17 protein-coding genes are annotated in these 15,067 nt (G+C 60.7%); all 17 read left to right on the top strand.

Annotation, left to right across the window (positions count from 1 at the left end; all coding sequences use genetic code 11):
* Positions 1–32: 32 nt before the first annotated feature.
* The 17 genes from DW850_RS07895 (at position 33) to DW850_RS07815 (ending at position 15,007) form a co-directional block, all read left to right on the top strand.
* Positions 33–1,307, top strand: coding sequence for a HemK/PrmC family methyltransferase (locus DW850_RS07895; RefSeq protein ID WP_089573107.1), 1,275 nt, complete (start codon positions 33–35; stop codon positions 1,305–1,307).
* 44 nt (positions 1,308–1,351) lie between these two features.
* Positions 1,352–1,561 (top strand): type II toxin-antitoxin system HicA family toxin, encoded by a 210-nt coding sequence (locus tag DW850_RS10520; protein ID WP_117786760.1) that lies wholly within the window; start codon positions 1,352–1,354, stop codon positions 1,559–1,561.
* Positions 1,528–2,019, top strand: coding sequence for a type II toxin-antitoxin system HicB family antitoxin (locus DW850_RS07885; RefSeq protein WP_128620077.1), 492 nt, complete (start codon positions 1,528–1,530; stop codon positions 2,017–2,019). Before DW850_RS10520 ends, DW850_RS07885 begins: the two co-directional genes overlap by 34 nt.
* A gap of 134 nt (positions 2,020–2,153) precedes the next feature.
* Positions 2,154–2,897, top strand: coding sequence for an L-threonylcarbamoyladenylate synthase (locus DW850_RS07880; protein ID WP_117630040.1), 744 nt, complete (start codon positions 2,154–2,156; stop codon positions 2,895–2,897).
* A gap of 13 nt (positions 2,898–2,910) precedes the next feature.
* Positions 2,911–4,452 carry a glycerol kinase GlpK gene (gene glpK / locus DW850_RS07875; protein WP_117630039.1) on the top strand — a complete coding sequence of 514 codons (1,542 nt, stop codon included), beginning with the start codon at positions 2,911–2,913 and terminating at the stop codon, positions 4,450–4,452.
* Between the two features lie 123 nt (positions 4,453–4,575).
* Entirely contained in the window at positions 4,576–5,223 is a 648-nt protein-coding gene (gene upp, locus DW850_RS07870) for a uracil phosphoribosyltransferase (protein ID WP_040359658.1), read from the top strand.
* A gap of 280 nt (positions 5,224–5,503) precedes the next feature.
* Positions 5,504–5,815 (top strand): hypothetical protein, encoded by a 312-nt coding sequence (locus tag DW850_RS07865; RefSeq protein WP_035138788.1) that lies wholly within the window; start codon positions 5,504–5,506, stop codon positions 5,813–5,815.
* A gap of 3 nt (positions 5,816–5,818) precedes the next feature.
* On the top strand, positions 5,819–6,622 hold the full coding sequence (gene atpB, locus DW850_RS07860; RefSeq protein ID WP_022094263.1) for a F0F1 ATP synthase subunit A: 804 nt from the start codon (positions 5,819–5,821) through the stop codon (positions 6,620–6,622).
* A 124-nt stretch (positions 6,623–6,746) separates the two neighbouring features.
* Complete coding sequence (locus DW850_RS07855) at positions 6,747–6,941, top strand: ATP synthase subunit C (RefSeq protein WP_022094262.1); 195 nt, start codon at positions 6,747–6,749, stop codon at positions 6,939–6,941.
* A 15-nt stretch (positions 6,942–6,956) separates the two neighbouring features.
* Positions 6,957–7,559 (top strand): F0F1 ATP synthase subunit B, encoded by a 603-nt coding sequence (gene atpF / locus DW850_RS07850; protein ID WP_006235712.1) that lies wholly within the window; start codon positions 6,957–6,959, stop codon positions 7,557–7,559.
* Positions 7,549–8,025: a FoF1 ATP synthase subunit delta gene (locus DW850_RS07845; protein WP_006235713.1), complete on the top strand. Its 477-nt coding sequence runs from the start codon at positions 7,549–7,551 to the stop codon at positions 8,023–8,025. The genes atpF and DW850_RS07845 overlap by 11 nt, the downstream gene beginning before the upstream one ends.
* Positions 8,025–9,623 carry a F0F1 ATP synthase subunit alpha gene (gene atpA, locus DW850_RS07840; RefSeq protein WP_035138794.1) on the top strand — a complete coding sequence of 533 codons (1,599 nt, stop codon included), beginning with the start codon at positions 8,025–8,027 and terminating at the stop codon, positions 9,621–9,623. Before DW850_RS07845 ends, atpA begins: the two co-directional genes overlap by 1 nt.
* A 5-nt stretch (positions 9,624–9,628) precedes the next feature.
* The gene (gene atpG, locus DW850_RS07835; protein ID WP_006235716.1) at positions 9,629–10,537 is read left to right on the top strand and encodes an ATP synthase F1 subunit gamma; all 909 of its coding nucleotides are present in this window, start codon (positions 9,629–9,631) and stop codon (positions 10,535–10,537) included.
* A complete protein-coding gene (atpD, locus tag DW850_RS07830; RefSeq protein ID WP_055286334.1) occupies positions 10,537–11,991 on the top strand; it encodes a F0F1 ATP synthase subunit beta in 1,455 nt (484 codons plus the stop codon). Before atpG ends, atpD begins: the two co-directional genes overlap by 1 nt.
* A gap of 3 nt (positions 11,992–11,994) precedes the next feature.
* Positions 11,995–12,387, top strand: a complete 393-nt coding sequence (atpC, locus tag DW850_RS07825; RefSeq protein ID WP_117630038.1) for an ATP synthase F1 subunit epsilon — start codon at positions 11,995–11,997, stop codon at positions 12,385–12,387.
* Positions 12,388–12,475: 88 nt separating this feature from the next.
* Positions 12,476–13,759, top strand: a complete 1,284-nt coding sequence (murA, locus tag DW850_RS07820) for a UDP-N-acetylglucosamine 1-carboxyvinyltransferase (RefSeq protein WP_089573101.1) — start codon at positions 12,476–12,478, stop codon at positions 13,757–13,759.
* 12 nt (positions 13,760–13,771) lie between these two features.
* The gene (locus DW850_RS07815; protein WP_089573100.1) at positions 13,772–15,007 is read left to right on the top strand and encodes an LCP family protein; all 1,236 of its coding nucleotides are present in this window, start codon (positions 13,772–13,774) and stop codon (positions 15,005–15,007) included.
* The last annotated feature ends 60 nt before the right edge of the window (positions 15,008–15,067 follow it).

Genomic DNA, 15,067 nt, shown 5'->3' with positions numbered 1-15,067 from the left:
GCGCCGTCCGGCGCTTAAGAGGGGAGGGCCCCATGGCAAACGAGATTTGGACCATCAAGCGTTGTCTCGAGTGGACCAAGGAGTACCTGGCCGAGCGCGGCGAGGAGCACCCCCGTCTTTCTGCCGAGTGGCTGCTGTGCGCCGCCACGGGCCTGGCGCGCATTGACCTATATATGCGTATGGACGAGACGCTTAACGCGGCCCAGCTCGAGACCATGCATGCGGCCGTTGTCCGCCGCGCTAAGGGTGAGCCGCTGCAATACATCACGGGCAGCACGCAGTTTCGCATGATCGACGTCGCGTGCGCCCCCGGTGTGCTCATTCCGCGCCCCGAGACCGAGATGCTCGTCGAGGAAGTCCTCAATTATCTGGATGCCGAGGTACTGAGCCCCGAGGCCGCTGCCCGTCAGCGTGTTGAGCTGCCTTGGAACGATGAGGTCGAGCAGGCACGCAAAGCCGAGGCCGCATTGGCCGACGAGCGAGCGACGGCCGAGCGCCGTGCCGCCAACCTCACAGCTGCCGACGAGGCGGCGCTAGGCGGCGATGTGCTGGGCAGTCGCGCTTATGCCGAGGAACTGGCCGATCGCGAGGCCGAGGAAGCCGCCGCGCAGGCGGCAGAAGCCGAAGCGGCAGAAGCAGAGGCCATGGAAACCCCCGAGCCCGAGCTCGACGAATACGGCATCGCCATTGAGGACAACGACCAACAGGCGACTCCCGCGCAAGATGCCGCCGAGGCCAACGTATCTGCCCCAGCCGAGCCCCGCACTGCCCGCGTTCTCGAGGTCGGCTGCGGCACGGGCTGCATTTCGCTCTCCCTTGCCTGGGAGCGCCGCGGCCACGTTACCTGCACTGCTACCGATATCGAGCCGCGCGCCATCGATCTGGCCACCAAAAACCGTGATGCGCTTGGCCTCACGTCCGACGAGGTCGCCTTCAGCCTCACAAACCTGGTGAGTTCCATTCCCCGCGAAGAGTGGGGCACCTTTGATGTGCTCGTCTCCAACCCACCTTACATCCCGACCGACGTCATGCGCTCGCTGCCGCATGAGGTCAAGGACTTTGAGCCCGATCTGGCGCTCGAGGGCGGTGCCGACGGTCTCGATATCTTCCGCCGCCTGCTCAACGCGGCGCCCTACATGCTGCGTGCCGGCGGCCTGTTTGCCTGCGAGCTCTACGAGGGCGCGCTCGACGCCGCGGCCGAGCTCTGTCGTCAAGCAGGCCTTTCGGACGTGCGTATCGTCCACGACCTCACCGATCGCCCCCGCATTGTCCGAGCCATCGTCACCGAGCCCAAGCAACGCCAGTAATATTTATTAACTGGTTAGCAAAAATTATAAAGTAGTTTATAATTATGACGGCTGAAAGAGGTCGGCCCATGCAACCTCCTACCTTTCGGGAAATCATTGCCCTACTCAAGCACGATGGATTCGTGAAGGTCGCGCAAGTCGGTAGTCATGCTAAGTATGTTTCTGGTGACCGTGTTGTCACCGTGAACGGCTCTGGTGGTGATCGACCAAAGAAGGGCACGTGGGCAAGTATTCGTCGCCAAGCTGGATGGTAGTTGGAGGCAAAATGAGGCAGCGATTTACCTATGACTGCGTTCTCATAAAAGAAGACGACGGTTACTGCGCTAGCTTCCCGCAGATTCCCGGCGCCTTTGCCGATGGCGATACGCGCGAAGAAGCGATTGCCCATGCTACCGAGGCACTGATGGCGTTTTTGGCCGACGACCTCAACAACGGTTTGACTCCGGCAGGGTACGAACGCTCGGCCGAGGTCGTGGCCCTTTCAGTCGAAATCGACCACGAGGACGCTCGGGAAGCGGCGTGCCGAACATTTAAAGACGCAGCGCTGGACCTCAAAGTCTCCGCTCCGCGGATTACCGCGCTGGTCAAAGCCGGAAAGCTCGATGTTGAACTCGTCGACGGCCGTCGGATGATAACGATAGACAGCATCGAGCGCTACGCCGCCCAAGAACGCCACGCCGGCAGGCCAAAGAAGTTCGTCGCAGTCCAATAACCCCCTCACTTTCACCGACTACTAGAGCCGCTCACCAAACCAACATGCGCTCTGGGCAAATAGGTTGAACGTTTCGTGCGAGAATGCCCCACAGTAAACAAACTTGCACCAGAGCGTAAGGGGCTGGCATACACATGCAGACGGTCTATCGGGTATACGAGGGAACGCGCGAGCCGCATCGGCTTGCCGTCGAGCGCACGGCCGAGGTGCTCGGCCGCGGCGGCCTGGCTTTGATCCCGACCGAGACCGTCTACGGTGTCGCCGTGGCAGTCAACGCCTTCTCGGACGCCGTGCCCCAAGATACAAGCGAATTCCCATCGTGGCCGCGCGATCCGCAGGCTGCCGTCAATGGCGCCGCAGTTCCTGCGCTCGGCACCGGCTATCGCCGTATCTTCACTCTCAAGCAACGTGAACTCACGCAAACCGTCGCTTGGCTGGTCGATGGCGTCGAAGCACTCGACCGCTATGGCGTGGATATCCCGGAAGAGGCCCGCGTGCTTGCCCGACGATGCTGGCCGGGCGCCCTGACTATCGTGGTCAAGGCGGCCCCCTGCGTGCCGACCTTTATGCGCGCCGCCGACGACACGGTGGCACTTCGCGCTTCGGCCTCGCCCGTGGTGCAGGCGCTCATCCGCGCCTGCGGCAGCCCTCTTGCCTGCACCAGCGCTAACACGCATGGCGCGCCCTCGCCGGCAAGCTTTGCCGCCGTCGAGGGTCGCATCCTGGAGGGGGTCGATGTTGCCGTCGACGCCGGTGAGACCCCGTGTCGCGACGCCTCGACCATCGTGTCGTTCCAGCACGGCGGGCTCCAGATCCTGCGCCAAGGCGCACTTCCCGCATCAGAGATCGAACGGGTCCTGTCCGACCCGATGCAATAGAAAGGTGTAAGCGATGTCGTTGAATCTGGGCAGCCTGGGCATGGAAGATGCCTCGTTTAACTTTGGCGGTTCCTACATCATGGCGCTCGACTGCGGCACCACCTCGGTACTTGCGACCATCGTCGACGAGTACGGATGCATCGTCGCGCAGGCACGTCGCAGCGTCAAAACCAGTTTTCCGCGTCCCGGTTGGGTGGAGCAAGACCCCATGGCGGTCCTTGCCAGCCAGATCGCCGTCATGATGGAAGTCCAGTTTAAGAGCGGTATCCACTCCGACCGCATTGCCGCCATCGGCATCTCCAACCAGCGCGAGACCACGGTGGTCTGGGACCGCGTGAGCGGTCAGCCGATCTATAACGCCATCGTGTGGCAGTGCCGCCGTACCGCGCCGGCAATCGACGCGTTGGTTGAACAGGGTTGCGAGGAGCTGGTGCGCTCCCGCACGGGACTCACGCTCGACCCGTATTTCTCGGCCTCCAAGGTGCAGTGGATTCTCGACAACGTCGACGGCGCACGCGAAAGCGCGGCGGCGGGCGACCTCATGTTTGGCACCATCGACACCTGGCTCATCTACAACCTCACCGGCGGCCAGGTCTTTGCCACCGACTACACCAATGCCAGCCGCACGGCACTCTTTAATATCCATACGCTCGATTGGGACGACGACCTGCTGGCACTCTTTGACGTTCCACGTTCCATGATGCCCGAGGTTCGCTGGAGCTCGGGCGACTACGGCCGCGTCGCGAGCGACATCATGACCAACATGCCGCCCATCATGGGCGTGGCGGGTGACCAACAGGCGTCGCTGTTCGGCCACTGCTGTTTCCGTCCCGGCCAGACCAAAAACACCTATGGCACGGGTTGCTTTATGCTCATGAACACCGGCGACGAGATCGTCGAATCCAAGAATGGCCTGGTCTCCACCATCGGTATCGCTGCGGACGGCAAAGTCAGCTATGCGCTCGAGGGCTCTATTTTTGCCGCCGGCTCAACGATGAACTGGCTTCGCAACAACATGGGCATCATCTCGAGCGTGAGCGAGTCGGCACAACTCGCTGCTTCGATTAGCGACAACGAGGGCTGCTACTTCGTTCCCGCCTTTGCGGGTTTGGGTGCTCCCTGGTGGGACCCGCATGCTCGCGGTATCGTGTGCGGTCTGACCGGCGCCTCGAGCCGTGCGACCATCGTACGTGCCGCCTGCGAATCCATGGCATATCAGAGCTACGACGTGCTGCGCGCCATGGAGCAGGACGTGGGGCTTTCGATTGAGCGCCTGTCTGTCGATGGCGGTGCCTCGCGCAACGAGTTCATCATGCAATTCCAGGCCGACCTGCTGGATATCCCCGTGCTGCAATGCGAGACGGTGGAGACCACGGCAATCGGTGCCGCGTACTTGGCGGGTCTTGCCGTCGGCTATTGGGAAGACCTGGAAGAGCTGGAGCAAAATGCCCAGATCGTTAGGACCTTCCTTCCCCACATGTCCGCCGAGCGCCGCGAGCAAAACCTTGCGGGCTGGCGTGATGCAGTCAGGCGCTCGCTCAGCACCTCACAGTAGGGCTGCGATGGGCTGCTCGATACAACAAACCGCTAAACTAATGCATGGCGTGCGGCGGCAACATTGCTGCGCGCCTTGTCAGCAAGGCCGTTTTGCGGCCGCAACGAAAGGGGCAATCAATCCATGACCGTCACCTACGATGCGTCCCGTGTGACGCTTGTCGATCACCCGCTCGTCCAGCACAAGCTGTCGATCCTGCGCGACAAAAACACCGGCACCAACCAGTTCCGCCAGCTCGTGCGCGAACTCGCGCTTTTTGACGGCTACGAGGCCATGCGTGACCTGCCTATGGAAGACGTCGAGGTCGAGACCCCCATCACTACCGCCACGTTCAAACAGCTTGCCGGCAAGAAACTCGCCATCGTGCCCATCCTGCGTGCGGGCCTTGGCATGGTCGACGGCATCCTCGACCTGGTGCCCTCCGCTCGCGTGGGTCACATCGGCATGGAGCGCGACGAGGTCACCCACGAGCCGCACGAGTATTACTGCAAGATGCCCAAGGATATCGACCAGCGCATCTGCCTGGTCGTCGACCCCATGCTTGCCACGGGCGGTTCGGCCGAGATGGCCATCAGCTACCTGCGCGAGCGCGGTGTCAAGGACATCCGCATGCTGTGCATCGTCGCGGCCCCCGAGGGCCTCAAGTCGCTGACCGAGAAGGACCCAGATGTGCATATCTATACCTGCGCCATCGACGACCATCTCAACGAGGCTGCCTACATCGTTCCCGGCCTCGGCGACGCCGGCGACCGCATCTACGGCACGCTCTAGTCGCTGGGCTAAACGGCCGCGGCTGCAAATACGAAGAAACGGTGCGCGCGGACGAACAAAAGGCGACCGCGCGCACTCCTGTTAACGGACGTTTTGCCCTGCAGGGTTCGAGAAAAACGTATTACCGTACCTGCGGCATAAAGAAGGTCTTAAGAAAACGAACAGGTGCGTATTAACCGATGCTTTTTCGGTTGTACTTTAGCGATTGGCTCGTACAATAGTCACCAATGTTTGGCGGGAACTGTTCTGTGAAGCGTTAAAAAGGAAAGTGAGGACGCCAGTGTTTCAGATAGCCGATCTGCTCGCTATCGTTGCAGGCGCCATCGCGGGCGCAATTGCCTTCCTTCCCTTTGTCTTTACGCTCAAGCCGGTTCTTGACGATAAACAGAATGCGGACATGCTCAAGGGTATGGTGAGTCTGGCGGTCTCGGCAATCGCCCTGCTCGTCTTTACCTTGGTTGTGTTTGTGTTGTTCGGAGAGGCATTTCGCATGTTCCTCCTGGGCGAGGCGATCGGCTTCGTGGCCTTTATGGCCGCCTGCGCGGTTCGTGTCGCCAAGGCGCTGCGAGATCCTCATGAGGTCGAAAGGTAAGTCGTGGAAATTTTTGAAAAGCTGCCTGATGAGATTAATCATCTGGTCAGCGAGTTCAGCTCCACCCCTGTCGTGGGCGATCTGAGCTGCGGCATCACGCAGTACTCGTTTTGGCTGATCGTCTCCACGATCGTGCTCCTGATCGTCCTGGCCGTGTTCAAGAAGAAGCAGACCCTGGTTCCCAAGGGCTTCTTCGTCAACGGTTTCGAGTACATCATCGAGTACGTCGAGAACGATATCGGCAAGGGTGTCGTGGGTGAGAACTGGAAGAAGCACTTCCCGTTCCTGTGCTCGCTTTTCCTGTTCATCCTGATCAATAACATGATCGGCCTGATTCCGGGAATGAAGCCCGGCACCGGCGCAATCGGCTCCACCGCCGCGCTCGCCATTTTCGCCTTCGTGTACTTCATCTACTACGGATGCAAGGCTCACGGCGTGATCGGCTACATCAAGAGCCTCGCCCCGCAGGGCGTGAGCTTCCCGATGAACGTGCTCGTGTGGGTCGTCGAGCTTTTCTCGACCTTCCTGCGCCTCATCACGCTCGCCGTCCGTCTGTTCTGCAACATGTTCGCAGGACACGTGGTCATGGGCTCGTTCGCCATCATGGCGAGCATGTTCATGCAGCCGCTGCTTCAGCAGGTTTCCGCGGCCCACGCCGTTGGCGCCCTGCCTTCGCTGGCCTGGCTTGCCATCCTCATCCTGATCTATGCGATCGAGCTTGTGGTCGGCGCCATCCAGGCTTACGTCTTCACGGTCCTTACCGCCGTGTATGTCTCCGAGGCAGAGGAGGTCGCGGAGGAGGAGTAGTCTTCCGTTCGCGCCTTAAAGGTAAGGTAATTCGTTAAACCGCCGGTGCCCGTACCCATGGAGCCCGGCAGTTATAAAAAGGTTATCCTGCGTGAAATAAGACACGCACGACAAAGGAGGAATCGTGGGAGTTATCGGTTACGGTCTCGGTGTTATCGGCGCTGGTCTTGCTATCGGCCTGTCTGCTCTGGGTGCTACGGGTGCTATGGCCCGTCAGCCTGAGGTCCAGGGCCGCGTGTTCACCGTCTTCATTATGGGCTCCGCCTTCGGCGAGGCTCTGGCTCTGATCGGCTTCGTTGTCGCGCTGATCGTTAAATAGCACGGAGCGTCAAGTATGAATCTTTCATCCCAGAAGAGCGCGATCGCACTCTCCGCGTCCGCGGCCGCGCTGCTCATGCCGGTTTCCGCGTTCGCCGAGGACGGCGCTGCCGGTGCGGACATCCTCATCCCTAAGATGGCGGAGTTCATCCCGGCGCTTATCGCCTTCCTGATTATCTGGATCGTGCTGGCCAAGGTCGCCCTGCCGGGCATCATGAAAACCATGGAGGAGCGCGGCAAGAAGATCGAGGAGAGCCTCGACGAGGCCGAGAAGACCAAGCAGGAGGCTATCGCCAAGCGCGCTGAGTCCGACTCGATCGTCACCGACGCCCGTCGTCAGGCTGCCGACATCGTTCTCGAGGCCCGTAAGGACGCCGAGTCCGAGCGCGCCCGTATCATCGAGGCTGCTCACAAGGAGGCCGAGGAGATCATCGCCAAGGCCCATACGACCGTCGAGGACGAGCGCAAGTCCATTTACGCCGGTGCCGCGAGCTCCATCGCCGACCTGTCCGTTGCCGTCGCCACCAAGATCGTGGGCGAGGCACTCGAGGACGATGCCGAGCAGAAGAAGCTCATCGAGCGCTACATCCAGGAAGCAGGTAGCCTGAATGCCGACTAGCCGCTATCAGGACAAGGTGCTCGAGACCTACGCGCGCTCCCTTCTGGAAGCCGCTAAGGCCGAGAACCATGTGTTCGAGGACCTCGAGATGATCGAGCGCTTGGCTTCTGCCAGCCCCGAGATCATCGCCGTGCTCGACACCATGTCCAAGCGCGACCAGCTCGACCTTCTTCCCAAGGTGGCAGCTGCCTTTAAGTATGTTGCCGAGGAAGACGAGGATGTAGTGGGCGTGACCGTCACCACGGCGATCCCGCTCGACGACGAGCTGCGTCAAACCATCACTAAGAAATGCGAGCAGGACTTCGGCCGCAAGGTATTCCTTATCGAGCAGGTCGACCCGTCTATCGTGGGCGGCCTGGTGCTCGAGGCCCGCGGCGAGCGTCGTGATATTTCCGTCAAGACGCAGCTGCGCATCGCGCAGGAGACCCTCGCAAACTCTGCTAATTCGTACGGAGGTGAAGCCTAATGTCCGAAACCCTCAATGCCCAGGATATCGCCAAGAAACTGCAGGAGCAGCTCACGAGCCTCTCCGCGACGGTCGATACGCATGAGGTTTCAACGGTCGACGAGGTAGGCGACGGCATCGCGCGCGTCTCCGGCCTCAAGAGCGCCATGGCAGGCGAGCTTCTGGAGTTCAAGAGCTCCGATACCGGTGAGACCGTCTTCGGCCTTGCCCAGAACCTTGACCGTGACGAGGTCGGCGCCGTTCTGTTCGGTGCCGTCGACTCCATCAAGGAAGGCGACGAGTGCCGCACCACTGGCCGCATTATGGATATCCCCGTGAGCCGCGCCATGCTCGGCCGCGTCGTCAATCCGCTCGGCCAGCCCATCGACGGCCTAGGCGACATCGTCGCTACGCACCGTCGCCCCATCGAGTTCAAGGCCCCCGGCGTCATCGACCGTACCCCGGTGTGCGAGCCGGTTCAGACCGGTCTGCTCGCTATCGACTCCATGGTGCCTATTGGCCGCGGTCAGCGTGAGCTCATCATCGGCGACCGTAAGACCGGTAAGACCGCCATCGCCATCGACGCTATTCTCAACCAGCGCGGCAAGGGCATGGTCTGCATCTATGTCGCCATCGGCCAGAAGGCCTCCACGGTTGCCAACATCCGCGAGACCCTCGCTCAGCACGGTGCGCTCGACTACACCATCATCGTTTCGGCCACCGCTGCCGATTCCGCCCCTATGCAGTACATCGCGCCTATGGCCGGTGCCGCTATCGGCGAGTTCTTCATGTACAACGGCGAGGACGGCAAGCCCGCCAGCGAGACCAACCCCGGCGGCCACGTGCTCGTCATCTACGACGACCTGTCCAAGCAGGCTGTGGCCTACCGTCAGATGTCGCTGACGCTGCATCGTCCGCCCGGACGCGAGGCCTATCCTGGCGACATCTTCTACCTGCACTCTCGTCTGCTCGAGCGTGCCGTCAAGATGTCCAAGAAGAACGGTTACGGCTCCATGACGGCACTGCCGATCATCGAGACCCAGGACGGCGACGTCTCGGCCTACATTCCGACCAACGTCATTTCCATTACCGATGGTCAGATCTACCTGCAGTCCGAGCTCTTCTTCCAGGGTCAGCGCCCGGCAGTCGACGTGGGCATCTCCGTGTCCCGCGTCGGTGGCGATGCGCAGACCAAGGCCATGAAGCAGGTCGCCGGCAACCTCCGTCTGGACCTCGCTTCGTACCAGGAGCTCGCTGGCTTTACGCAGTTCGGCTCCGACCTCGACGAGGCTACTCAGAAGCAGCTGACCCATGGTGCTCGCATGACCGAGCTCCTGAAGCAGCCGCGTTACAAGCCGTTTGAGGTTGGCGAGCAGATCGTTACGCTGTTCGCTGGCAACGAGGGCTTCCTGGATGACCTGGAGATCGCCGACGTGCTGCCCTTCCGTGCCGAGCTCATCGAGTACATGGACAATGGCTTTGGCTCGCTGCTCGACAAGGTTCGCGCCAAGAAGATCGATGATGACACCAAGGCTGAGCTCTTGCGCGTCATCGGCGACTTCAAGCAGCAGTTCATGGCCAAGCACCATTCGGATGTTTCTGGATCAGAGGAGAACTAAGCCCCATGGCCAACCTTCGCGACATTAAGAAGCGAATCTCCTCGGTTACCACGACCAAGCAGATCACGCGCACGATGGAGATGGTCTCTACGGCCAAGATCCGTCGTGCCCTCGATCGCTCCAAGCAGGCCGAGCCCTATAAGGAGGCGCTGACCGACGTCATGTTGACGGTCGCCGGCGACGCCTCCTGTTCGGGCACCGATCCCATGCTGCAGAAGCATGAGAGCGTCAAGCATGGCCTGATTGTCGTTATTGCCTCGGACCGCGGCCTTGCCGGCGGTTTCAATACGACGGTGGAGCGCACGGCCGAAAAGCTCGCCGCTTCTTGGGCGAACGACGGCATCGAGTGCGAGATCATCGCGTGCGGGCGTAAGCCGGCCACGTATTTCCGTGACCGCGCAAACGTTGTCATGCACTTTGAGGGCAACTCCTCTGAGCCCGATTTCAATCAGGCCCGCATGATTTCCTCTCATATCTGCGATGCGTATCGTGCCGGTGAGCTTGACCGTGTCGAGCTTGTCTACCACCACGCCAAGAACCGCGTGGATCAGGAGCTTCGCGTCGAGCATCTGTTGCCGCTCGACCCCGAGATGATCGCTATGGCCCACGGTCCGCGTAAGAACGAGACCGACGCCCCTAAGCGCATCTCGTCCACGTTCGAGTTCGTGCCCTCTCCTGAGCATGTTCTCGGCAAGCTTGTGCCGTCTTATATCCTGACGGTCATCTACCAGGCCCTGATCGATTCGGCGGCTGCCGAGCAGGGTGCACGCCGCAAGGCCATGCACTCCGCGACGGAAAACGCCACCGCGATCATCTCGACCCTTACCCGCACGTATAGTCGCGTGCGCCAGGCTTCGATCACGACCGAGATTAACGAGATCGTCGGCGGAGCCTCAGCATTGGAGGAACAGTAATGGCTAATAACACCGTAAAGCTTGCGGTCGAGGAAGCCACCAAGAAGACGACTGCCGGTGATGGTCGCATCGTGCGTATCATCGGCCCTGTCGTCGACGTCAAGTTTGACGGCGCGGTGCCCCCGATCTACAACGCGCTCACGGTCGAGGCCGAGACCCCGATCGGTCATCTGAGCACGATCCTCGAGGTCGAGAGCCAGCTTCCGGGCGGCGTCGTCCGCACGGTCGCCATGTCCTCGACCGACGGCCTGCAGCGCGGCCTCATCGCTACCGATACCGGTGAGCCCATGAAGATGCCCGTTGGTCCCAAGACGCTCGGTCGCATTTGGAACGTCATGGGCAAGCCCGTCGACGGCAAGCCCATGCCCGAGGTGGAGGAGTTCTACCCCATCCACCATGCAGCGCCCCGCTTTGACGAGCTCACCACCAAGACCGAGATCTTCGAGACCGGCATCAAGGCCGTCGACCTGCTCGAGCCCTACATCCGTGGCGGCAAGACCGGCCTGTTCGGCGGCGCCGGCGTTGGCAAGACCGTTCTGATTCAGGAGCTCATCAACAACCTCGCCCAGGAGCACGGCGGCACCTCGGTGTTCACCGGCGTCGGCGAGCGTACCCGCGAGGGCACCGACCTTTATCTCGAGATGAGCGAGTCTGGCGTTATCGACAAGACCTGCTTGGTCTATGGTCAGATGAACGAGCCGCCTGGAGCGCGTCTGCGCATCGGTCTGGCTGGCCTTACCACCGCTGAGTACTTCCGCGATCGCGGCCAGGACGTTCTGCTGTTCATCGACAACATCTTCCGCTTCTCCCAGGCCGGTTCCGAGGTTTCCGCACTGCTGGGTCGTATGCCGTCCGCCGTCGGTTACCAGCCTACGCTGGCTACCGAGATGGGTGACCTCCAGGAGCGCATTACCTCGACCAAGACGGGTTCCATTACCTCCGTCCAGGCTGTCTACGTCCCTGCAGACGACCTGACCGACCCGGCGCCTGCCACGACGTTTACGCACCTGGACGCCACTACGGTTCTTTCGCGTAGCATTTCGTCGCTCGGTTTGTTCCCGGCTATCGACCCGCTCGCGTCTTCCTCCGACGCTCTCGATCCCTCGATCGTCGGCGAGGAGCACTACCGTGTCGCCGTCAAGGTCCAGGAGCTCCTGCAGGAGTACTCCGACCTTCAGGACATCATCGCCATTCTGGGTATGGACGAGCTGTCCGAGGAGCAGCGCCTTACGGTCAACCGTGCCCGTAAGATCCAGCAGTTCCTTTCCCAGTCCTTCCACGTCGCCGAGAAGTTCACCGGCAACCCCGGTGTCTACGTCCGCGTCGAGGATACCGTCCGCTCCTTCGCCGAGATTGTTGACGGCAAGGCCGATGACCTGCCCGAGCAGGCATTCCGCTATGCTTCCACGATTGAGGACGTGCGCGAGCGCGCCCGCAAGATGGGGGAGAAGTAGGTTATGCGTATCCGCATCGTGTGCCCCGTGAGCTGCGCCTATGAGGGCGACGCTGCGTTTGTGTCGATTCCGTCCACGGATGGTGAGTTTGGCGTTCTGCCTGCTCACTCCAGCGAAATCTGCACAATCGACCGCGGTTACGTTCGCGTTTCCGATAAGGCCATGGGCACTGTCGACCACACGTTTGCCGTGGCCGGCGGCTATGCCCAGGTTGCGGACGATGTCGTGACCGTCCTCGCCGAGCGCGCTTGCGATTTGGCGACCGTCGACGCCGATAAGGTTAAAGCTGATATTCAAGGTTTTGAAGAGAAGCTGGGTAATTTGTCGGAGGATGATGCACGCCGCGCCTACCTCTATAATGAAATCGCATGGTGTAAGCTCAAGCTTGCCCAATAGTCAAACGTTTTAGCGTTCGACCATTTGCGAACACATCATGCCCGGGATGGCCCAGCCACCCCGGGCATGCTTTTTGAAAGGGTAGACCTTGGATATTATCCGCGTTGAGGGTGGCCACGCCATCGGAGGTTCCGTGCCTGTTTCGGGCGCCAAGAACTCCGCGCTCAAACTCATGGCGGCAACGCTTCTGGCGCCGGGCAAGACGACGCTGCAGAACGTGCCTGATATTTCCGATGTCCACGTGATGGGCAAGGTGCTCAAGGGTATGGGCGCCACGATCGATGTTCTCGACGAGCACACGCTCGAGATCGATACCTCCCAGGTCGATTCTTGGGAGGCGCCCTACGAGCTCGTTGCCAAGATGCGTGCTTCCACCGCCGTGATGGGACCCCTGCTGGGCCGTTTCCATCGCGCCAAGATCGCCATGCCCGGCGGCTGCAACCTGGGCGCTCGCAAGATCGATATGCATATCTTGGGTCTTGAGGCCTTGGGCGTTGAGTTCGATACCGCCCACGGCTATATCAACGCCAATGCGCCTCAGGGCCTGCGCGGTACCACCGTCACGCTCGAGTTTGCCAGCGTCGGTGCAACCGAGAACCTCATCATGGCCTCTGTGCGCGCACAGGGCACCACGGTTATCGACAATGCCGCCCGCGAGCCCGAGATCGTCGATCTCGCTAACATGCTCAACGAGATGGGCGCCAAGATTGTTGGCGCCGGTACGCCCGTCGTGACTATCGAAGGCGTGGAAGAGCTCCATCCCGTTATCCATCGCGTGGTGGGCGACCGCATCGAGGCCGGTACCTTTATCGTCGCCGGTGCGTTGATGGCGGACGATCGCGGTGTCGATGTCACGGGCTTTTGCCCCATTCATTTGGGCATGGTGCTCAAGAAGATGGAGCTCATGGGTATCGACTGCGAGCGCGTCGAGGATGGCGTCCATGTGAACCGTGCCGAGCGTATCAAGCCGGTCGACATCCAGACGCTTCCGTTCCCCGGTTTCCCGACCGACATGCAGGCGCAGATTATGGTGCTCTCCGCCCTTGCCGACGGCAGTTCCGTTATTACCGAGAACATCTTCGAGAATCGCTTTATGTTTGCCTCTGAGCTGGTGCGCATGGGTGCCGACATTCGTATCGAGAGCCATCATGCCATGATTCATGGCGTCAAGGGCTTCTCGGGTGCACAGGTTACCTCGCCCGATCTGCGCGGCGGAGCGGCCCTCGTCGTAGCGGGCTTGATCGCCGACGGGACGACCGAGGTTTCGGCTATCCATCACATCAAGCGCGGCTACGAGCAGTTTGTCGAAAAGCTGCAGGCGCTCGGCGCGCATGTCGAGCATGCTACCGTCCCCGATCCCGTCATCTACTAATACAGGTTGCCTATGTTTAATAAAAAGCCCCTCGCAGATACCACCACCCGAAGACCCTCAACTGGTGCGCAGGCCAAGATCTACAGTCGCGATAACGTGGCTCGCTATTCCGAGCGCGCTCGCCAACGTCGTCGTAGCCACACGATTCGTCACGTCGCGCTCATTGTCGTGCTTGGCGTGCTGTTGAGTGCCACTACCGCTGCCGGCCTGTGGTTTGCCACCATTATGGGCAAGCTCGGCGATTCTAATGTCATTACCGACAATCTGCGTCGGGTTCTGGTTGACACCGATGAGGCAAAGGATCCGTTCTACGTGCTGCTTCTTGGTACCGACGGCCGTCCGGGCGAGGATACGTATCGTGCCGACTCGATTATCCTGGCACGCATCGACCCCACGCAAAAGCAGGCGACGCTCATTTCCGTTCCGCGCGACACCAAGGTCGAGTACAAGGGCGAGACCATGAAGATCAACGCCTGCCATACCGTTGGCGGCGCCGAGGCCATGGTCGAGGCGGTCAACGAGCTGTGCGGTGTTCAGATTTCCCACTATGCCGAGGTCAGCTTCGACGGTATGCAGGCGCTGATTGATTCGGTTGGCGGTATCGACATTAACGCAACCGATGATGTTGACGACCCCGAGCACCTGGATATTAAGATTACCGCTGGCCAGCAGCATATGGACGGTGCCACCGCCCTTACCTATGCCCGCTGCCGCTACACCTATGCCGACGGCGATTACACGCGCATGCGCCACCAGCGTCAGGTGCTTGGCGCCCTTGCCAACCAGATTCTCAATAACTTCGATGCCACGAAGATCTTTGGCCTGGTTAATTCGCTGTCCGATATGCTCGTAACCGATATGAGCGTTCAGGATATCGTGGCTACGGTCAACGCCATGCGCGGTATGGATGTCGACGGTATCTACTCGGCCAACCTGCCCTCGTACGCCGACGACAGCACCATGATCGACGGTGTGAGCTACGTCTTTGTCTACGAGGACGAGCTCAAGGAAATGATGGAGCGCGTCGATGCTGGCAAGGATCCCAAGGGTCCCAACACCATGGGTCTTTCCGACGGTTCCAGCTCTACGATCGGCGACCTGAACAACAACACGTCTGACGATTACGCAAACGGTACCGCAACCTCATCGGTCAGCTCTGACGATTCCGATGACTCAAGCGATTCGAGCGATTCGGACTACTACGAAGAGCCCACCGGCGACGGCAACGGCTACGAGGCCAATTATTAGGGTTACGCGGGCTTACCAGCCCGCGTAACCAGTTGACGCTGCAAACCCGCCAGAGCGGCA

This window comes from Collinsella sp. AM36-4AA (assembly GCF_003467795.1).
Classification (GTDB): domain Bacteria; phylum Actinomycetota; class Coriobacteriia; order Coriobacteriales; family Coriobacteriaceae; genus Collinsella.
This window is presented reverse-complemented; position numbering and strand designations above follow the sequence as displayed.